The sequence below is a fragment of the Paraburkholderia sp. BGA-UO-ETr-F12 genome (assembly GCF_059567945.1).
Window position 1 is genome coordinate 1 of sequence record NZ_JCAQOZ010000064.1, and the last position, 20,338, is coordinate 20,338.

The window sequence follows — 20,338 nt, forward strand, 5'->3', positions numbered from 1 at the left end:
GCATTCTGCCGCAACCAGCCCTCTCTCAGCTTACTTCTTCAAGGCACGTCAAGTATTCGCTTCGCCGGGCTGGCGCCCGTACTTGACCCGCCAACCCACCCACTGAGAATTGAAAAGAGGCAATTTAACGGCGTTCAATCTGATCAATTATTTCGCGAGAAACGCCGACAGCATCGTCGTCGGCAAATTGCTTGGCGCGGTGCAATTGGGTGTTTATTCCCAGGCCTATCGTGTCATGTTGTTTCCGTTGCAAAACATGACGTTCGTAGCCACCCGGGCGCTCTTCCCGTTACTAAGCCGGCATCAGAGCGAACCGCTTGTCCTGAGAAATCTGTATCTGAAGACCGTCATGATGGTCGTAACGATCACGGGCCCGCTGATGTGCGGAATCTGGGTCTTGAGGTCCGAGTTCGTGCACATCGTATTCGGCGCGAAATGGAGTGCGGTAGTTCCGGTTTTAGCCTGGCTTGCGCCGGTTGGATTTATACAGTCGGTGGTTAGTACCACCGGCACTGTTTTTATGGCGACCGGGAACACGAAATCATTGATGAAACTCGGATTGATTGCAACGGTTTTGCAGGTTGGGGGATTCATTATTGGCGCCTTCTGGGATGTCAATCATGTCGCTGCAATGTACGCCCTTGCAAACCTGATCAACTTCTTCGTGGCTATGACCGCGACCATGAAACATCTGGGCTCAGGCATTTCGTACTTGCTGGCGAGAATTTCGCGGCCGCTGGCGATTTGCGCCGTGATGATGGTTTGTATGACCGTGCTGCGGATTAAATTAATCGATGCCGGGATGAGCGCGTTGCCGCTCGCGATATTGGTCTCTGCGCTAGGGGCGGCAGTTTATGGGTTGATGGGCTTTGGGTGGATAAAGAAGACTGTTTTTACGTTTGCCGAGAAACGTGCCTAGGCGGAATGATGAACAACAATGCGCTTATCAGTGTCGTCATTCCTACCTACAACCGGGAGGCTACTATCGCTCGCGCAGTAGAAAGCGCGCTTAAACAGACCTGGACGAATATTGAAGTAATCGTCATAGACGACGGGTCAACTGATGGTACGGAAGAAGTCGTCAGGACGATAAATGATCCCCGCGTCCGATACTTGAGGAATAACGGGAACCTCAAGGGAGGCGCCTCGCGGAATAAAGGCGGTACCTTGGCGCGCGGCGAATACATAGCATTTCTCGATTCAGATGACGAGTGGTTGACAGGGAAGTTGGCCACGCAAATGGAAGCAGTGTTGGAGCACGGGAACCCAAAGGCTGTCGTTTGTTATACAAGGCTGCGGGTGCGGCGGGACGGCAAAGAGTTTATGGAACCTGCTCGTGGAATTGGACGTAGAGAACAGGTCGGCGACTACCTGTTCAAGAATTCGGGGCACATTCAGACAAGCTCGCTGTTCATGTCGAAAGAGCTTTTCGAAAGCTGTCTATTCGATTCGAGACTGCTAAAGCATCAGGATTGGGACCTGGCGATCCGCCTGCAGTTGATTGGCGCTGAATTTGTGTTTATTGAAAGTGCTGAGACGATCTGGTATCAGGATTCGAAGACGAGTCGTGTTTCTTCGCTGGTAGACAACGATGGGTCAAAAGAGTGGATTAGGCGGTATAGCGATCATTTGTCGAAGGGTGCGATTTTTGGATTCATGGCAATCATAATCGCGCCGGAATTGGCTAACGGTCCGCTTTCTGAGCGTATTAAGGCGGCAGGGATACTGATTGCTGCACTTTTTCTTCGCGCGGTAAAAATCCGGCAGTTCGTCGCCGACTTCGCCAGGGTTGTGGTTGGGCGAAAGGTCATCAATTCATGTAAGACGGCCTTCTACGGTGTAAGAGGAGTGCTGGCGAAATGATTTCAAAAAAATCGATTGCAGGTGTTTTTTTGTGCTTGCTGGCGCTCTCCTCGATGCCGGCTGTTGCATTCGATTGGGCAACAGCACGGGGTTTTAACGTAACGCCAAATGTGTCCGACGCAGATCTCGAATATATCGCGAGCATCGGATGTAGTGTGGTTCGCGTTTCATTCGGTGATTCGCCGCTGTTAAGCCTGACTGGCTCGTACGAGAGTAACGAGGCCACCTTCAAGAAACTTGACCACATAATTGAGGTCGCAAAGAAGAATCATCTGGCCGTTGTTATTGATCCCCACGCGCTGCCGGGGTTCAAGAATCGATACACGACGTCGCCGCATGACGTTTTCTGGTCGTCCGATTTGTTTCAGAACAGATTGAAGTTGCTTTGGGTTCAGATTGCGCAGCGCTATCGCAGCGACAACCAGGCAGTGTTGGGATTTGACCTGTTGAATGAACCTGTAACGGCGATACCCTCGGCCGAAAATAATTATTTTGATTGGAACAAGTTTGTCGAATCGTTAGTCTCGATAATTCGAGCCAACAATAAAACGGCACATATCGTTATCGAGCCGGCGAGGCAGCTTAACGCGCAAGGAGGCTACGACAGTTTCTTTTCCGCACTAAGCCGTCTCAAGCTTCCACGTGCGGATCGGATCATTGTAAGTCCCCATATGTACACGCCAATGGAATTGACGCATGAAGGCGTGCTGCCGCAGTTCTCCGCTGCGGTTCACTACCCAGGGAAGATTGCGGGAGAGCAATGGGACGCGAATAAGATCCGGGCCACCCTCGTTGTCGCAAGGCAGTACGGGAACGCCAATCATGTTCCGATTTTCATCGGAGAGTTTAGTGCAAGCGTCATATCGGGTGACGATGGGGATCGTTACCTCGCCGACCTGCTTGATGTCATGGATCAGCTTTCGTTTGGTTGGGCCTTCCACGCATTTAAGGAGAATCCGCTCTGGAATCCCCAGCAAACGACTTTGCGCATGGCTTCGAATGGAATGACCGTCAGAATGAACACGATTACTAGTGCTCTAAAGGGCAAATAGATTCCCGTGTGCCGTTCGAATTGAGTGCGAATAGTATCTACGATGAAAACATTTCTGATTTCACTGCCGCAGGATGAGGCCCGGAGGAAGCTGCTAAAAGGCAGATTTCCTCAGGCGTGGGAAGCATTTGAAATTGTGAGCGCCGTCGACGGACGTTCGATGAGTGCGCGGGAGTATTTTCAGCTTGCCGCTCCGCTTTATCGTTCGAAAGGTGAGTTGCTGAGCCCGGCGGAAGTAGGTTGTGCGCTGAGCCATCTCGAAGCGTATCGGCAATTTCTAGACACCGACGAGAAGATGGCTTTAATCCTCGAGGACGATATCGAGGGGCGCGACGAAGACATCAGCCGAATTGCACGTGTTGCGGGGCAACTGGATAAAGACTTTTTGCTTTGCTGCGGCGCGCAGGATGGGCTGCGCTCACGCAGGTGGCTTTTCGGCAAGCAGCGAAGTTCGAGCGAGCCTGGCGTTTTCACGGTCAACGGGCATTCCTATCGGCAAATGTGGCGCACCGCCTGTTACGTATTGTCTAGAGGCATGGCGGCTGACTTGCTTGCCAGGCAATCTGCGGTGTTGCACAAGGCTGACGACTGGGCCTCGCTCCTGAAACGCTCAAAAGGCGAGGTGCTTTTTTGCGACGTGCTCTCGCATCCTGCGCAGCATGCCGGGAGCAGCATTGAAGCTGAAAGGACTTTTCTGATGAGCCAGGCCTTTGAGGGCCGTAATAAGCCCGTCGAAGACTACTTCAACTATTTGATGGACCGATTCTCGCTGTTTCGTTCGATATTTTTGTCCATGTGCGGGTTTTTGAATGGATACAGGAGAATTTTTCGAGACATCTAGGTATTGGGCAGAATTGATTTGCAAGGCCTTTTGGAGTGGGCTCGGGGAAATCGATTCCATTAAGATTTTTAAAAAATTAAATTGCTTAATCAAATAATGAAAAAAGACCTTGCTATTCTGGGGACGCGCGGGATTCCCGCGCGACATGGTGGCTTTGAGACTTTTGCGGAGCGTTTGGCACTTTATCTGGTGAAGCAGGGGTGGCGAGTGACCGTTTACTGCCAGGCGGACACTGCCGAGAACCTTTGCGAGGTGGACGAATGGAAAGGCGTGCGGCGAGTTACGATTTCCACGAATGCGCCTGGCGCGTGGGGCACGATGGCGTTCGATTTCAAGGCCGTGCGTCATGTAATCGAGGCGAGGCCCGATGTGGTGTTGACGCTCGGTTACAACACGGCGGTTTTCTCAAGCTGGCTTCGTCTGTCCGGGATAAACAACATTTTCAACATGGATGGACTTGAGTGGCAGCGAATAAAGTGGAGCGCACCCGCGAAAGTTTGGTTGTGGCTGAATGAGCGGATTGGTTGCCTCGTTGGTAACCATTTGATAGCCGACCATCCGTCGATTGCCGATCACCTGGCAACACGGGTTTCCAGAAAAAAAATCACAACGATTGTCTACGGCGCTGACCGGGCAACGCGCGATCGCCAGCATTCCGTGTTAAGTAAATACGATCTTACAGGCTTGCCGTACGGCATCCTCATAGCGAGACCGGAAGCGGAGAACTCGATCCTGGAGATCGTCACCGCATTCTCGCAGCGCCGGCGGCAGGCCAAATTGATGGTGTTGGGAAGTTATGACGGACAGCAGAACGCGTATCACCAGAGGGTTCTGGACGCCGCAAGCGAGGAAGTCATTTTCCCCGGCGCAATCTACGATCATGCCGCCGTAAGCGCGCTTCGCGCAAATGCGCGCTTCTATCTTCACGGACATCAGGTGGGCGGCACGAACCCCTCTCTTGTGGAAGCGTTGGGCGCCGGGTGCGCGGTGATCGCGCATAACAATCGGTTCAACCGCTGGGTGGCTGGAGACAGCGCGAAATTTTTCTCGACGGTCGAAGAATGCAATGCCTGTATCTCCGAACTGTTGGACGACGACGAGCTTGTCGATCGCTTAAGTTCGGCGAGCGTAAGGCGCTTCGAAGAAGAATTTCAGTGGAACAAGATTCTCACGGAATATGAGCGGTTGCTGGAAAAATACACGCGGCGGTATCCGAAATACGCCGTGCAGCCAGGCAGAGCAGAAGGCGCGCTGCCCGAGGGCGATGAGATGTGATTGACCGGGGGCGTCTGCGCCCAGACTGTGAAGTATCTTGAAGTTATTCGATTGCCGGGGTCGGTGTATGAAAATAAAAATCGCTTCTTTGATAACTTACCTATTTTTGGCTAACTGCGCGTGTGCTCAGGTTGAAGGCGATGCACTTTCCGCGGCGCCTTTAGATCAAGCCGGCTACGGAGAAGGTAACTTTACGGTGTCGAGTTTTTCGGCGCGTAAAGCAGAGGCCGATGCCTTGAAAGGGCACTATCGCATTAGATACGCGGGACGAAAAAACCGGATTGCGGCCGAAAAGGAGGAGTCCGACTATCAAACGCCATCCTATAGTGAGCCAGGCGCTCTCGCGGAGAATACGCTAGACCCGTCCGCGGTTTCGAGCGTCAAGACCCAGCAGGTGTCGGGTATGTTGGCAGGCGGCATCGGGCAGAAGCGAGGGATGGGTCAAAGACCGGGCTCTTCCGGTCTAATGGCCGCCATGAGCGGAGGCATGGGCGCTGGCGCCCGAATCGGTATTGGCGCGACCGGTGGTTTGAGCATGGCCAGAGGGACGAGTGTGGCGGCCGTGGCCGGCGTCGGAATGGGAAGTGGCGCTGCGATGAGGGGTATGCAAAACAAGGTGTCGGGCAGTATTGGCCGTGCGGAGAATACGAACGCTTCGAATGACTTACTACAATCAGATCTTGGTGGAAGCACGCCGGGTAGTGGCATAACGGGGAGTCAGCGTTTTTCTGATTTGGGCCGATAGGGAGTATTCAGGCAAGGTCTACGCGTGACTCTTGATAGCGGCGGACATGGTGGAGAGTTGTCTTTCGGTATTCGAAAGTCTCTCTTTGTCGGCCGAGAACGCTAGGACTGCCTGAAACGGCGCGCGCGTTCGAGAAGTTCGTCATAACTGGCTATGGATATTGCAACCAAAGCAGCGCATACCACTGCAATTAGCAAAAGTGGCATCAGCATGATATTGATAATCCAGCGCACGGGCATGCGAACTCCATGTATTTGAAATGCTTGCCGTTTTACCAGACAGGCTTTTGTCGACGTTTCCAGAGTGTACAGACTGGCGAATCATGCGTATGTTCGCTGAACATCACTGACCTTGGTTTCAGGCAATCGTTCCTTCGCAGGCGCTGCGCGCTATCGAGACGGCGTGGAGGTCAAATGGTATCGATCACGCAGAGGTGATGCGGCGGCTGCGGCCGCCACGTTGATATGATCAGAAGAAGTCATCGCCGCACTTAATGCGGCGAACGCGTGGATTGTCGTATCCGAGGCTGAAATGCGGCGCTATCGGACTAATTGAAGGCGGTGGTTTTCACCGGCACCGGGAATCACGCGGCATAGAGCCGATTCAATTGATCGGCATAGGCAACTGGGCTGTGCTCGGAGGCTACGCGTTCAATGCATCGTTGCCCCCGCTCGCGCAGTGCTTCAGGGTGCTCGATCGCATCGCGGGCTGCTTTGTAGATGCCGTCGATAATCGCATCACGAAGCTGCCGTTTGACGGTTTCGTTATTCACGTCGAGCTCGTTTGATTCGTTAAGCGGAAGATCCACAACCCATCCCACCGAACCGTTGTTGATCTCAGGTAGCGCACGAACATTGGTTGTAATGACCGGGCAACCCGCCGCTTGGAACTCCAGGACCGAGTAGCCGTAAGTGTCGGCCCATGTCGGTAACAGGCCAACATGGGTGCGCCGCAATAGCTCGATGACTTCGGCGTTGGGCAGTTTCGTTTTGTGCGTGATGCGCTGACTACTGGAAATCAACGCCTGGGCCCGCAGCAGGGTTTCTTCTTTATCCTGAACCCCGCGGTGGGCATGGTTCCAGGTCTCGGAAAGATCGCCTACCAGCGTTAGCTCATACCCTGTGATTCCCTCCGATTCCAGACGAGCAAAAGCTTCAAGGGTTTCGTAGCCTCCCTTCTGGAAAAACTGCCGCCCGACGAAGGTGAAACGGACAATGCCATCATCCGGTTTCTCGGCGCAACCACTGATCAATGCCTGAGGCGGCGGAATAACTGCCATCTTTCGTACGATGACTTCCCTGAGCTCCGGATAGGACTCCAGCATGCGAAGTTGCATACGCATATTGCATTGGGAGAGTGCGATAATTTTTTTGCAATTGTCTCGGGCGATCAGGCCAAGTTTGTACCTGACCAACCGACTGTGTCTAAGCGAACCGTCTGCATTGCGCGATTGCTTGGCATCGAGATAAAAATTCTCGCGCGGGATCATCGACTCGAACGTCGACACCCAAGGCTTACGGGTGTTCGAAACGTCGTTGAAAAAATGGAAGCAATCAACGTCAGGCGTTCTCTTCTCTACGTGGAAAAAATCGAAGAAGGACAATTGCTTCCTGCTGAGCTTTCGCTCGATCTTTGCAAGGAAGCGGATGAAAATCGGATTGCCGATTTTTTGATATGTGGTGTCCGGCACTTTTCCCAGCACGCAGCGCTGTTCAGGGTAGTTACCTTTCGTATATCCGATTTTCATGTGCCGTTCTTTTGTTAGCGGAAAAAGAGAAATGCTTGCACAGCAACTGCGATGATCGCAGTCAGCAAAGCAAAGAAACGCAACCGCCTAAGCACGTTCAGCCGTTTCAACTCCTGCGACCCGCGCGCACGTGTTGGTTGCCACTCCAGGAACAACAGCTTCCCTTCGTGACGCTTTGTGGCCCATGCGGCTGTGTTCACGCTTACATATAAATAAAAAAGAACGCCCAAAACACAAAGTTTTGGAATGAGGTTCAACCCGATTTTCATACGGTCCCGTAGCGTGTGTGGCTGCCGGTATGATCTGGCAGCATCTGTTTTGTCTCGACGCGCCGAAGACTCACGCTTTTGCGTGACGGCGCGCTGCAAACAAGCGAGATTTATGCCAGATGAGTGGCCCACTACCCACGGTCTCGACTCGAGCCTGTGGGTAGCAACCGCTCGTATTTCTAGTGATATTTCGACCACGTAACTCGTAACACCTAAGCTTCGTTACGTTCCATTGCACGTAACACGCAATCCGCGAAGAGCATTCGCGACGTGAGTGGCTTCTTTTGTTGCGAGGTCGGGGAAGTTTTGGCGAAGGCGATCTGCGATCGGGAATTGCATCAGCGAGCGCCGGATCTTGTCACTAGCGTCCCCAGGGTTCGAACAGTAGTTGACTTGTGACGATGACGGAACGACTCAGCATGAGCGGCTTTGCGCTTCCGCCTCGAACCGATCCAACTGCCCAAGCAAATCCTTGATCTGAAACGTCTGCAATCGAGTCAGGGGAAACTCGTCCTGTATGCGTTGTAGCCGCTTTCGCCAATACGCCGGCGGGAGCACAGGTTCACCACGAAAGGCGCGCAACGACGGCGCCATTACACGCGCGACGTGCGCGATGTCCTCATCCATTGTCATGCAAAAGCCCCGAAAAGCCTCGGTGTTAGTTTTGTTTTTTTGTGTGCGCTTTGGGTGAAAGCGAGTTCATAGACGCTGCGCAAACGTCGACGCTCATAGTAAGAAAACAGAACGGCCAGGTCAAGGTTTCCGATCGAATTTCGGGTGGGCGGAACGCCGAATTTCCCTTGATTTGGGGGCTATTTCGATCACGGAGGCCTTTCGATGCATCACCTGGCAGGTCGCCAATAAAGACGTCTCTACACACGAAATTGCTTCGGTGCAACGCAAGTCAAACGTCGCAAGTGAGTGGTTCCAAACCTGAAGACGCAGGTAAAAAGGCGGATGAAGGTTGGAGCAGGGTAGCTACGAACTGTCGGCTTGTTCGGTGTGCGCACGCTATTCTCGCAACCGCAGCATCGCCAATGTTCCGCCTTAGCTCGAACTCGCCCCCGATCTGCGTGAACCTGCTCGCTCCACTTTAACGTTTGCGCATGCCGCGGAGCATCTGGCGGAGTTCCAGCATCCAGTCGCAATGTAAAGATTGGTTATAATTCGCGCGGTTAATCCATCGGGCGATCCAAGGAAACAACCTGGAATCGCACCGTGAGAAAATCCGCTGAAACCCTATCTCTCCCGCAAATGTATAACGGTGACGCCCACGCGAGCGTAAAACGCATTGCGCAAACCGCAGCCGAGTTGAGCGGGAGGCATGCGGCCCAGTTCGCCAAACTCGCCGCGTTGGCGAAATCCATACAAAAGTACCTGCCGGCAAGCAAGGAGAAAAAACCCGACGCACGCTAGCCAGCCCCGAACCCGGACCGAAGCTTGCCGCCCCTCAAAGCACATGCCCCCGCGGCGGAACCACCTCACCATGCGCCGCTCCCCCGCCTGCGCCAACCTCCGCCTCCAAATACCCGATCCGCACCGGCGGCACAAACCACGCAAGGCACAATCCGGTCAACGCAGCCGCACCAGCCACCAGAATGCCGATGTGAATTGACTGCACCAGCGTGTCCCGCGCCGAATTCATCATCGCGTCGCCCGCGTGCCCGGCGCTGACCAGGCGGTCGATCAACGCCGCCTGCTCCGCGCGGTCCACCAGCAACTCGGGGCTCGCAAACGATTTGAACCACTGTGTCGCCTGATATGACGTGAGCGAACGATGCACGCCCTGCGTGTAGAGATGCCCAAGCAACGCACCTGTCATCACCGTGCCCAGCATTCCACCGAAAGTGCGCAGCGATTGCAGCAACGCAGTCGCCGCGCCGAGCTGGTCGCGCGCGACAATCTGCTGAGAACAGACGGTCAGACTCGTTGCCACCAGACCGAGCCCGAGTCCGCTGATGCCCATACACGACATCCACACCAGATGCGGCTCCGTACCCCGGAGCACGACCACGCTCAGACATGCCAGCGCGGATAGCGCGAAGCCGACGTACATGATGCCGTTCGCGCGGCGAATCCGGGTGACAATACGATTGTTCACCACGCTGCCGATCGTCGTGCCGAGCAACAGCGGCGTGATCAGCATGCCCGAGTCGTGCGCAGACATCGCATAGCCGCCCTGAAACAGCAGGGGAACATAGAACACCAGCGAAAATAGCGCGAAACCGCCAAGCACGGACATCGCAAAGAGCGCGAAGAGTTTGCGGTCCAACAGCATATCCACGGGAATGATCGGATACGCGATCCTGCGCTCCCACAGCCATAGCGTCAGAGCAAAACTCGCTGCGACAGCGGCCAGCATAATCGTGATCGTGTCAATGCCGTGCTTCGGAAACAGTTCGATCAGCAATTGCAGCGCGCCGAAGGTGACGGCGATCACAAACGCACCGAGCCAATCGAGCCGCACGGGGCCCTTGCTTCGCAAGTGACGCAGCGGCGGCAGAAAGCGCTGCACGAACAGCAAGGACACGACGCCTACCGGCACGTTGACGAAGAACACCAGTCGCCATCCGCCGTATTGCGTGAGCATGCCCCCGAGCGTCGGCCCAACCATATTGGCAAGCCCGAACGCGGACGTCACGAAAACGAGCCAGCGCAGCCTCAGCTTCGGATTGGGAAACAGATCGGCAACGGTGGCGAACACCGTGCCGATCAGAATACCGCCGCCTATTCCCTGCAAACCGCGAGCCATCACCAGTAACAGCATGCTAGTGGCAAAGCCGCACAATACCGATGCACCGGTGAACAAGAGAATCGCGGCAATCAGGAACGGCTTGCGGCCGAACAGATCACCCAGTCGTCCGAAGATGGGAATGGTGATGACGGAGGCCAGCATATAAGCCGTCGCGACCCATGCGTATAAATCGAAACCTTTGAGATCGGCGACGATGCGCGGCAGCGCGGTGCCGACGATGGTTTGATCGAGCGCCACGAGCATCGACACAAAGGCAATACCCAGCATCGCCAGCAGCGACTCGCGAAACGGCAAAAGTTGCCCATTGGGTGGAGGCGTCTCGAGGCTGGGCGTCATGTCCATGTTACTTGTGTAGTTATTTGCGCGCGGCCTGGTGCGCGCTCAATGCCGCGCCGAGGTCCTCGTCCGTCATGGCAGGGCAGATGCTCATTGTTAGAGGCCAGTTCAAAAACCCCTGAGGGGGCTGTTTACTTTCTCGGCAAGCTGTTAACCTTGGATGCCTGAACAATGGAACCCAAGGGATGGAAGCGCCGATCATTGATGACGAATTGTGGACACTGATCGAACCGTTACTGCCGCCGCCCAAGCCCCGGCGCAAAGAGCATCCTGGTCGCCCGCGCGTATCGGATCGGGCGGCGTTGAATGGCATTCTGTTCGTGTTGAAAACCGGTCTGCGATGGAACTACCTGCCGACCGTATTGGGCTTTGGCTCCGGCGCGACCTGCTGGCGACGACTGAACGACTGGCGCAAAGCAGGAGTATGGGATCGACTACACGAACTGCTGCTCGACAAGTTGCGCGAGGCCGGGCAGATCGATCTTTCATACGCTGCCGTCGATTCCTCGTCGGTACGAGCCGTTGGGGCGGGCGAAAAACTGGCCCGAACCCCACGGATCGCTCGCGACCCGGTTCCAAGCACCACATCCTCGTAGACGCCAATGGCGTTCCCATCAGCGCCATCCTGACCGGCGCGAACCGCAACGACGTCACCCAGTTGCTGCCGCTCGTCGACGCGATTCCCCCGATCCGCGGCACGCGCGGCCGACCACTTCAGAGACCCAAAGTCATCTATGCCGATCGTGGTTACGATTCCGATCCGCATCGTCAACGATTGCGCGAACGCGGCATCAAACCGGTGATCGCCAGGCGCCGCACTGAACATGGCAGTGGTCTGGGCAAATTCCGTTGGGTCGTTGAACGGACTCACTCGTGGCTCCACAACTTCCGTCGTCTTCGCATACGCTTCGATCGTCGAGCTGACATTCACGAAGCATTCTTGAAATTCGGCTGCGCCCTCGTCTGCTGGAACATCTTCAGGCGTACGGAGCAGCCTTTTTGAACTGGCCTCTTAGCAAATCACTCCATTCGAGCGCCAGCGCGGACAGTCCACGCGTGTCGTCTGCCTCTACGACCGCAAAGCCATGCAGGCCACCGATCGCATGCCAGCGTCCCAGTAGTTTGACGCCTTCAGGCGCCACGCCGCCGGTTTTCATGAAGCGCTCGATGACGGCGTTTTCCGCAGTCGGCAGACCATTCCATTGCACGATGAATTTCATTTGATGTCTCCAGTATGACTTGGCGATGCCGACGCGTGACGCGCCTTTATTGCCACCCGCGTTGCGCGACGTTTTGGCATGCGCCGGCGCTGTGAACGCCTTTGCGCCACGATGCTGCCCAAAAATTCTCTGAAAACGGAAAGTGACATAAAACCACGTGGCATCCTAAACATCATAGGTGAGCACACGAGCCCCGAGGTCGCAGCGTACGGACATTCACCAGGCTAATCGAACAAGACACCAGTCGCCGGACCAACAGACAGCTACGTTTATTTCCAATTGCGGGCGCCTCGTGCGTCCTACAGGAAGGAACTTCTAATACGGCTATCGACGATGCCGGAATCGAACTGGTTGGAAGCGCGCCATGCAACGTGCCGTTGCGGCGAACATCAGAGGCGGGTCCTACTTGCGCGGCGATTGGAGGGGCACAGCGGTGCTGGAAGCATCGGCAATTGTCTGACGTGCAGCCGGAAAGCCGGGTGGGTAGTCCACAACGCGCGCGGAAAGTGGCGCCGCCAGCATGGTGATACTCGCACGCGTACCAACCCGTGCGCCGCCGACAATGGCCGCCATCGCCTTGCGGTCGAGTTCGACGCTTTCGGTGAGGTCTTTGATAACGAGCTTTGCCATGGTGGCTCCGGTGAAACGATTGAGCTGACGGCTGGTGCGATCTTCCAGCCGCCGCCCGGGGTGTGTTTGTCTTTGGGTGTGCGGAGGTCTCGTCGCACTATCAGTATAGGAAATCTGCTTGCAGCCCGCCTGTTGGATATGCATGGACCGCAGCAGAGAAGTCCCCGCGCTTCGCTACTGCGTGCCGTTAAGCAAAGGCATAGTTGGCGCCCGACAACGACGGGCTGACGTTCAGATGAAACGGTACGACATTGGCGCCGACCATGCCGATGTCGTTGAACGCCGCAACGTTGACCGTTTGTACCTGGGTGAGGTTCTGGTCGATCTTGACGCTGACATTGGCGATGCCGCCAAGGCCGCTCATCGACGGCACACCCGGCACGCTGGCGCCGGTGCCGCCGGCCACCGCCGACATTGCGTGGCGGTCGAGCTCGCGGGTGCGGGATAGATCGCGAATCATGAGGGATGACATGGTGATTCTCCAAAAGTGCGCGGAAGTTAGGCGTGATCGGAGCGAAGCGGAACTGGCCGAGGGCCAGTCCGCTTCGCCGGGTCAGGCTTTAAACATTGATGTTGTTGCTCGACGTGACGCAGGGATTGATCGTCGAAGTGAGTCCCGTGGCGAACGCGACGTTGTTGCCGTTGGCGTTCTGGATGTTCATTTCGTTGCTGATCATCTGCGTCGCGCTGACCTGCTTGCTGTTGTTCGGCGCGAACACAGGGCTAATGTTCGTGTACGACGTGCCGCAGGGGTAGCAGCCGAAGCCGAGGCCGCCGCGCACGGCACGCATAGCCTTGCTGTCGAGTTGTTCGGTGATGGACAGGTCTTTGATCATCAGCGTGTTCATGGTAAATCTCCTGGAAGTGAAGGTCAGCATCTTGCGGTTGGGTTCGAGCATCTCGTCTGCTCGAGCGTCACTAATGCATGGGCTGTGCCAGTTTTATTCGCGCGTCCTAACAAAGCCTGCGAAGCATTGATGGTCAAGGGTTTCGCGTCACGCCGCTGCGTCAAGGTTGCAGGATGGCGACTAACCCACAACGGGAAGCTGATGGCGCGCTCCCAACAACGCGCGAGATTCTGTTGGATGCCGCAAGACACTGGCGGGCGGCGCGGGCAGCGGGGCAATCCTGGTTTGCGAAAGCATGGGTCGGGGACTAGTATCGAAGCGGCACATGTAACTGGTTACGACAGGTTTTCTATTGGCCCGACAGGCCCCGGTCGCATGCGATCCGGCCCAACGGCAGCGGGGGCGCTTCGCACACATGGCTAGCCTTGCGCACGTAATTCGCGACTATCAGAGCGGCGAGCTGTCACGTGATGAGTTCGTCGCTCAACTCGACAGCACGTTGACGACCGAAGGACTGGGTCCCACGCAGCTGCTGGAAATGCTCGGCGTAGCGCATCGCAGATCCCCTCTGCCCGAGGACCTCTACGCCGAAGTTCGGCGGCGCATCGAACAGTTGCGCGTGTCGAACGTGGCGGCCGGCGGTGAGGAAACCGGCATACAGACCACCGTCGAGATACCGTCGCCACGCTCATCGAACTCAACGAACTCAGCGAACTCAGCGAACTCAGCGAACTCAGCGAACTCAGCGAACTCAGCGAGCTCAGCGGGCCCGACCGGCACGCCCGGATATGACCAGATCAAGGGCACAGGCGATACGCTGAACAACCGCTTCGTTCTCGAGGAATGTCTCGGTGTGGGTGGGATGGGCACGGTGTACAAGGCGCTCGATCTGCGCAAGCTCGAGGCGTCGGATCGCAAGCCGTATGTCGCGATCAAGGTGCTGAACGTGCAGTTCCGCGGCAATCCGAACTCCCTCGTCGCGCTGCAACGGGAAGCGCGTAAAGCCCAGGTGCTGGCGCACCGCAACATCATCGCGGTGTACGACTTCGACCGCGACGGACCGATCGTCTATCTGACGATGGAATACCTCACCGGCAAGCCGCTGAGCCAGCTATTGCGCACGCCGGGCTACAAGGGCATGCCGGTTCGGGCCGCGCTGCCGATCGTGCGCGGCATGTGCAACGCGCTGGCCTACGCGCACGAACACGGCTTCGTGCACTGCGATTTCAAGCCTGCCAACGTCTTTCTCACGACGAATGCCGAAGTGAAAGTCATCGACTTCGGCATCGCCCGCGTGTTCCAGCGGTCCGAGGAGGAGAGCGATGCCACGGTCTTCGATCCGGGCAGTCTCGGCGCATTGACGCCCGCGTATGCGAGCCCGGAAATGATCGAGCATCGCGAGCCGGACCCGCGCGACGATATTTACGCGCTCGGCTGCATCACATACGAGTTGTTGACCGGCCACCATCCGTTCGACCGCTTGTCGGCAACCCAGGCTCGCAATGCGGACTTCAAGCCGCAACGGCCACCCGATCTCGATTCGAAACAGTGGCGTGCATTGCGTGCCGCCCTCTCGTTTGATCGCAACACGCGCATGCCGAGCGTCACCCGCTTCATCGCGGAGTTCGATGACGAAGCGCGCGCGGAAAAGTCCGGTACGTTGGTCAAGACGGGATTCGCGGGCTTGGCGGTCGTGTGCGCCGCAGTTGTTAGTGTGTTTGCTTTGCGCTCCGCGCCGAATCGTCAGAGCGCGGCGCAACCGTCTGCGAGTGCGTCGCAAGCCGCTACCGGTCGGGAGGCTTCGGCGACTACGCCTGTTGCTGCCGCAACGGCGGCAAGCGCGCCTGAGCCACCGTCCGCTGTCGTGCCAAACGCGGCGGCGCCTGGCGCACCCTCTGCACAGCCCGCGCCCAAGCCCGTGCTGACCCTGGCCGCCATCGCCCCGGTGCTGGCGCAGGTGCCGTGCTCGGCACTGTCCGCCTCGGCACAGGACCACTCGCTGATGGTGCGCGGCTACGTTTCGCAACGCTACGGTGCGGCGCGTCTGAAGGACACGTTAGCGGCGCTTCCGGGCGTCGATGCGCTGACGCTTCAGGTCGAGCCGCTCGCTGACGATAAGTGCGATGTGGTCAAAGCACTCTCTCCCTACTGGATCCACAACTGGCAAGCAGGCCACGTTGCGTCGCTGCGCGTGCGTCCGCCGGGCGGCCAGTTGCAGGAGGGAGATTCACTGGTTGTCGACGTGACGACGCCCGCTTACGACTCATACGTGAATCTTGACTACTATCAGCTCGACGGCAGCGTCGTGCATATGGTGCCGAGCCCGCGCGCCAGGGACAATCAGGCGCCGCCGCACTACGCCGCTACCATAGGCGGCGCGGGCGACTGGATTATTTCCAGGCCGTTCGGAGCGGAAATGGTGGTGCTTCTGATCACGCCGGTGCAACTGTTCGATAAGCCGCGGCCTGAAAGTGAATCGCGCGCCGACTATCTGCAAGCTCTGGATGCGCGACTCGCGCAGATCACCGAAAAGTACGGTCAGAATCATATCGTCGCTGACTTCGCGCCGATTACAACGAAACCGCGCACCCCTTAAGAGACGGGCCGCGAGCGCGGCCGTATCGGTGGTCGCTTTATTTAAGGTCCTTCACCACCCTGACACCATCCTGGGACTGGCGCACGCTCGCGCTGTACTTGAAGCGCGTCGCGCTCAGCATGTAATTGCCGCCTTCGCGCCACGAGCCGCCGCGAATCACTCGCATGTCGCAACTGGGACTGTCCCACGCGCGGCCGTCAGAGGGTGCGCCCTGGTAGGAGTTGTGCCAGCAATCGGCGACCCATTCCCAGACGCTGCCGTTCATGTCATACAAACCGACCGGATTCGGCGCGAACGAGCCGACGGTCTCGGGCCCTTCCTTGTGCCAAGGGGGGCCGCAATCCATGCAATTGGCGTTGCCCTTGCGCATCTGCTCGCCCCACCAGTACGCCGTGGTGGTGCTGCCGCGGTCCGCATATTCCCATTCGGCTTCGGTGGGCAAACGGTACGGTTTGCCGGTCGTTTTGCTCAGCCACTTCACGTACTGTTGCGCGTCGTCCCAGCTGATGTCGCGTGCCGGCGCCGTCCTGTTCGTATTGCTCTCCGGAGTCAGTTTCGGGCAGGCATTCGCCGCAACGCATGCATTCCATTGTTCGACGGTCACCTCGTACTTGCCGATCGCGAACGGCGCGCCGATGGTCACGCGGTGGACGGGTTTTTCGGAGGGGTCGTCCGTATTGCTGCCCATCGAGAAAACGCCTGCGGGCAACGCGACCATGATCGGGCAGGCAGCGCAATCGTGGCTCTCGCCCGCGGCCGGTGGGTGCGTCGCGGATTTTTGCGCGACGACCGGCGCGGCAGGCGCTAGGGCTTGGGGGCCCGGCGCCGATATTGGCGCGGCAACGTGCGAGTGATCTTGCGTGGCAGCGTTCGCAGGCGGACTCTGCCTCGCGGCTTGCGGTGGCTGCGCAACGGGCGGCGCAACTGACGATGTGGGCGTCGGCGCAGCAAGCGGCGCACTCGCTGCAGCCGCGGCGCGCAACCGGTCAATGCGTGCATGGGCAAGCGTGGCGAAGCGTCCATTTGGATAGGCCTTCAAATAGGCTTCGTAATCGCCGGGATAGTTGCTGTCCTTGATGGAATTCCAGAACGTGATCTCGTATTGTTCGCTGCTGTCCTTGGGCAGGATGCCTCTGCTGTGCAGCGCGACTACGGCGTCCTCGACCACGGCAGACGCGCGCCTCGCGCTCGCGCCGCGAGATAGCGGCTCGTTCAGATTAAAGTCTTCGGCAAGCGAAGAGGCAAACCACGGAGTTTGTTCGCCGGCAGTCAGCTTGACCACTCTGGCCGCTACGCGTTGCAGCAATCGCACGAGAGACAGCGTCGAAGAAGGGCCGCCGAGCGCATGCAGCAAGGCGTTTGTGTAAATGCCGTGATGTGCGCCATCCGCTGCAAAGCCGCCGGGCGCCGTCGCGTATGCGATCAGGGTATTGGCAGGCAAGGAAGTCGTATCGGGTGATGCATCCACGGCGAAAGGATTGTCCAGACAGGTGTCGAGAATGATGAGGTTGAGCGCTTTTGCACGCGGTGCACCCATAGCCTGCAAGACATTGTCCAGATCGATACCCTCTCTGACGAGCCGTGCCGGCGAGCGTTCATCCAAGCCCGCAGGTAAGAGCAACGTCTGCGTTCCGATTTGCACGCCATGTCCCGCGAAATAGAAGAGTCCTGTGCCACCTTCGCGCAGACGTTGGCGGAATTCGCCGATGGCCTGCTGCATCTGCTGCGACGTCGTGTCAGTACGAAAGATGACTTCGAAGCCGAGCGCATGCAGTCTGTCGCGCATGGCGCTAGCATCGCGTTCAGCGTTACCGCTGATCGGGCCCGCGTTGTGGCCGTATGCGCCGTTGCCGATCACGAGGGCCACGCGAGCAGACTGCGCATTGTTCTTCGGAAATGTGAGCGGCGTGCTCAAGGCGGTCGGATAGGGGGCGGTAGCGCCATGCATTGCGTCGCCACGCTGCGCCGCGGCACCAACACTGCCGCAGTGCGCCTGAATTGCCCCGGCCATGCAGACTAGCAGGAATGTTCGCCACATATTCATATCCTGTTTGTTCCGGACAGAACATAGGTATTCGACGACCGCGAAGCTCGCAGCAGCCTTTGGAGTGGATTGGGCGCAGCATCGGCACTGCGATCGGCAATCCATCGGCAACCTATGAATAACGATAGCACGCGGTTTGCGCGTCACAATGGTCCGCACGCCTTCAATGCGTTATTCGGTTAACGAGCGTGGCGTATCTTTTTGGCAAGTTACGTCCTAAGCTAATTCACAAAGTAGCGCAGTACGTCCGTTTTATTAGTGCTGCCGCTCATCGACGAATGACGTGAACCCGGTACCTGAATCCGCGTGGAAGTACGCCAGTGTCCGCGACGTCCGCTCGGAGCGTCTGGCCGCAACCGGCCGCAGTGGAGCAGCCAGGACCATTCTTCGGGAGAGTGCGCAATGCGAAGAACCCTCACATCCGGCGTACTCGATATACGTCGCAGAACGAAGACAACGCTTGCAGCTCTCTGCACCGCCTGGTTCGCCACCGTTTTTCTCCTGCTCGGTACGGCGTCGCTGTCCGACTCAGCACGTGCCGAACAAACCCCTTCGCCCCCGGGCGCCGAGGAATACATCATCTGGCCATCAGATGGTGCCGTAATTCACGGCGGCAAACTGTGGGTCCGCATGGGACTGCGCAACATGGGCGTGTGCCCAAAGGGCGTGGCTGTTCCGAATACGGGGCACCACCATCTGCTGATCGATACCGACCTGCCGGCGCTCGACCAGGAAATTCCGTCTGATCGAAATCACCTGCACTTCGGTGCGGGTGAGACGGATGCGCGCATCGAACTGCCGCCTGGCAAGCACACGCTGCAACTCATTCTTGGTGACCATAATCACGTTCCGCACGTGCCCCCCGTGTATTCGAAGAAGATCACCATCACCGTACTAAAAGACTAGCTGTCCCGTTCATTTCAGGCGGGCTCGTCAGGACGGAGAGATCAACATGGACAGGATCATCGCGCTTGCGGCGCTGCTCGCATTTGCGGCATTGACATCACTGGCATCGCCGCGTCTCGCCGTGGCCGGCACGACTCCGTCGCCGGCCGGCGCGCACGCCTATATCGGCTATCCGAACGATGGACAGGTCGTACCCGCCAATAAGCCGTTCCGGGTCTGGTTCGGTCTGCGCTATATGGGCGTGGCGCCGAAAGGCGTCAAGTATCCAAACACGGGACACCACCATCTGCTGATCGACACCGACCTGCCGCCGATGGATCAGGAAATCCCGAATGACCGCAATCATCTGCATTTCGGCGCGGGCGAAACGGAAACGATGATTCAGCTTCCGCCGGGCAAGCATACGTTGCAACTGTTGATGGGCGACGACATGCACGTGCCCCACAATCCGCCCGTGTATTCGAAGAAGATCACCGTCATTGCGCGCTAGCCGCCTATGCGGATATCGACCTGACACGGCTTGCTCGTTTCAATGTCACGTCGCAGCCAACACAATCGCGCGGCTTGTTGGCTGCGATCCACCAGTTTCACTCCGTCGTTTCCTTGCAGTCGTATCGGCTCTGGAAGTACAGCATCTGCAAACGCCTTTATCCACGGCCGTTCGCGATCTTTCTTAGGATCAGAAATCAAAACTGGCACAGCCCATGCGTTAGTGACACTCGAGCAGACAAGATGCTCGAACCCAACCGCAAGACCGTGCTGTTTCCCTTCCCAGGAGATTTACCATGAACACGCTGATCATCAAAGACCTGTCCATTACCGCTCAACTCGACAGCAAAACCATGCGCACCGTGCGTGGCGGCCTCGGCCTCGGCTATGGCTACGGCTATCCGTCGTCCTCGTTCCTCAACTTCTCGCCCGTGTATGCGCCGAACAACAGCAAGACCGTCGACGCCACTCAACTGATCAGCACGACGATGAACATTCAGAATGCCAACGGCAACAATGCAGCGTTCGTTGCCGGCGTAACGACCACGATCGATCCGCATGTGAGCTCGAGCAACAACATCAACGTGCACTGAACCGCGCGGCCGACCGCGGAGGCCCTCGGGTCTCCGCGGAATACGCAAGCTCAACGAGTCAAAAAGTTCTGCGTCCAATCGTTCTTTTCACACGACCCACGCGTTACCGCTCAATCCCCCGCCGACCCTC

The 20,338-nt window shown here is 57.4% G+C and carries 19 protein-coding genes and 1 pseudogene; 11 read left to right on the plus strand and 9 right to left on the minus strand.

Features of this window, described 5'->3' with window-relative positions; genetic code table 11:
* Positions 1 to 109: 109 nt before the first annotated feature.
* The 6 genes from AC57B6_RS31820 (at position 110) to AC57B6_RS31845 (ending at position 5,775) form a co-directional block, all read left to right on the plus strand.
* Complete coding sequence (locus tag AC57B6_RS31820; protein WP_496422813.1) at positions 110 to 919, plus strand: oligosaccharide flippase family protein; 810 nt, start codon at positions 110 to 112, stop codon at positions 917 to 919.
* A 5-nt stretch (positions 920 to 924) separates the two neighbouring features.
* Positions 925 to 1,863, plus strand: coding sequence for a glycosyltransferase family 2 protein (locus AC57B6_RS31825; protein ID WP_496422814.1), 939 nt, complete (start codon positions 925 to 927; stop codon positions 1,861 to 1,863).
* Positions 1,860 to 2,915: a glycoside hydrolase family 5 protein gene (locus AC57B6_RS31830; protein WP_496422815.1), complete on the plus strand. Its 1,056-nt coding sequence runs from the start codon at positions 1,860 to 1,862 to the stop codon at positions 2,913 to 2,915. The genes AC57B6_RS31825 and AC57B6_RS31830 overlap by 4 nt, the downstream gene beginning before the upstream one ends.
* 42 nt (positions 2,916 to 2,957) lie before the next feature.
* Positions 2,958 to 3,755, plus strand: coding sequence for a glycosyltransferase family 25 protein (locus AC57B6_RS31835; RefSeq protein WP_025647783.1), 798 nt, complete (start codon positions 2,958 to 2,960; stop codon positions 3,753 to 3,755).
* 96 nt (positions 3,756 to 3,851) lie between these two features.
* Entirely contained in the window at positions 3,852 to 5,030 is a 1,179-nt protein-coding gene (locus tag AC57B6_RS31840) for a DUF1972 domain-containing protein (protein ID WP_025647784.1), read from the plus strand.
* Positions 5,031 to 5,097: 67 nt separating this feature from the next.
* Positions 5,098 to 5,775, plus strand: coding sequence for a hypothetical protein (locus tag AC57B6_RS31845; RefSeq protein ID WP_030099783.1), 678 nt, complete (start codon positions 5,098 to 5,100; stop codon positions 5,773 to 5,775).
* 583 nt (positions 5,776 to 6,358) lie between these two features.
* Here AC57B6_RS31845 and AC57B6_RS31850 read toward each other — a convergent pair.
* From AC57B6_RS31850 to AC57B6_RS31860, 3 genes are all read right to left on the minus strand, one after another.
* Positions 6,359 to 7,522: a glycosyltransferase family 4 protein gene (locus AC57B6_RS31850; protein WP_025647787.1), complete on the minus strand. Its 1,164-nt coding sequence runs from the start codon at positions 7,520 to 7,522 to the stop codon at positions 6,359 to 6,361.
* Between the two features lie 14 nt (positions 7,523 to 7,536).
* Entirely contained in the window at positions 7,537 to 7,791 is a 255-nt protein-coding gene (locus tag AC57B6_RS31855; protein WP_025647789.1) for a hypothetical protein, read from the minus strand.
* Between the two features lie 1,450 nt (positions 7,792 to 9,241).
* Complete coding sequence (locus tag AC57B6_RS31860) at positions 9,242 to 10,882, minus strand: MFS transporter (RefSeq protein ID WP_496422879.1); 1,641 nt, start codon at positions 10,880 to 10,882, stop codon at positions 9,242 to 9,244.
* A 185-nt stretch (positions 10,883 to 11,067) separates the two neighbouring features.
* Between AC57B6_RS31860 and AC57B6_RS31865 the strand changes: the two genes are divergently transcribed.
* Positions 11,068 to 11,885, plus strand: a protein-coding gene (locus AC57B6_RS31865) for an IS5-like element ISRme6 family transposase (RefSeq protein ID WP_095422244.1) whose coding sequence is annotated in 2 segments (ribosomal slippage) — positions 11,068 to 11,416 and positions 11,416 to 11,885 — 819 coding nt in all. Because the reading frame shifts where the segments join, the coding sequence is not laid out codon by codon here.
* Here AC57B6_RS31865 and AC57B6_RS31870 read toward each other — a convergent pair.
* From AC57B6_RS31870 to AC57B6_RS31885, 4 genes are all read right to left on the minus strand, one after another.
* Positions 11,860 to 12,102 carry a DUF3303 domain-containing protein gene (locus AC57B6_RS31870; RefSeq protein WP_496422816.1) on the minus strand — a complete coding sequence of 81 codons (243 nt, stop codon included), beginning with the start codon at positions 12,100 to 12,102 and terminating at the stop codon, positions 11,860 to 11,862. The two genes, AC57B6_RS31865 and AC57B6_RS31870, sit on opposite strands and share 26 nt — an antisense overlap.
* A 402-nt stretch (positions 12,103 to 12,504) precedes the next feature.
* Positions 12,505 to 12,732: a hypothetical protein gene (locus tag AC57B6_RS31875; RefSeq protein WP_496422817.1), complete on the minus strand. Its 228-nt coding sequence runs from the start codon at positions 12,730 to 12,732 to the stop codon at positions 12,505 to 12,507.
* A 187-nt stretch (positions 12,733 to 12,919) separates the two neighbouring features.
* Positions 12,920 to 13,204 (minus strand): hypothetical protein, encoded by a 285-nt coding sequence (locus AC57B6_RS31880; RefSeq protein ID WP_028195068.1) that lies wholly within the window; start codon positions 13,202 to 13,204, stop codon positions 12,920 to 12,922.
* Between the two features lie 88 nt (positions 13,205 to 13,292).
* Complete coding sequence (locus tag AC57B6_RS31885; RefSeq protein ID WP_444513891.1) at positions 13,293 to 13,580, minus strand: hypothetical protein; 288 nt, start codon at positions 13,578 to 13,580, stop codon at positions 13,293 to 13,295.
* A gap of 415 nt (positions 13,581 to 13,995) precedes the next feature.
* Here AC57B6_RS31885 and AC57B6_RS31890 point away from each other — a divergent pair, with 415 nt between their 5' ends.
* The gene (locus AC57B6_RS31890) at positions 13,996 to 16,176 is read left to right on the plus strand and encodes a serine/threonine protein kinase (RefSeq protein ID WP_496422818.1); all 2,181 of its coding nucleotides are present in this window, start codon (positions 13,996 to 13,998) and stop codon (positions 16,174 to 16,176) included.
* Positions 16,177 to 16,213: 37 nt separating this feature from the next.
* Here AC57B6_RS31890 and AC57B6_RS31895 read toward each other — a convergent pair whose 3' ends face one another.
* Complete coding sequence (locus AC57B6_RS31895) at positions 16,214 to 16,894, minus strand: formylglycine-generating enzyme family protein (RefSeq protein ID WP_414692006.1); 681 nt, start codon at positions 16,892 to 16,894, stop codon at positions 16,214 to 16,216.
* Positions 16,895 to 17,407: 513 nt separating this feature from the next.
* Positions 17,408 to 18,325: pseudogene (locus AC57B6_RS31900) on the minus strand (caspase family protein); the annotation flags it as partial.
* 297 nt (positions 18,326 to 18,622) lie between these two features.
* Between AC57B6_RS31900 and AC57B6_RS31905 the strand changes: the two are divergent.
* The 3 genes from AC57B6_RS31905 (at position 18,623) to AC57B6_RS31915 (ending at position 20,208) form a co-directional block, all read left to right on the plus strand.
* Entirely contained in the window at positions 18,623 to 19,126 is a 504-nt protein-coding gene (locus AC57B6_RS31905; RefSeq protein WP_281665023.1) for a DUF4399 domain-containing protein, read from the plus strand.
* Positions 19,127 to 19,172: 46 nt separating this feature from the next.
* Complete coding sequence (locus AC57B6_RS31910) at positions 19,173 to 19,616, plus strand: DUF4399 domain-containing protein (protein WP_028195063.1); 444 nt, start codon at positions 19,173 to 19,175, stop codon at positions 19,614 to 19,616.
* Positions 19,617 to 19,911: 295 nt separating this feature from the next.
* A complete protein-coding gene (locus AC57B6_RS31915) occupies positions 19,912 to 20,208 on the plus strand; it encodes a hypothetical protein (RefSeq protein WP_046572507.1) in 297 nt (98 codons plus the stop codon).
* Positions 20,209 to 20,338 lie beyond the last annotated feature (130 nt).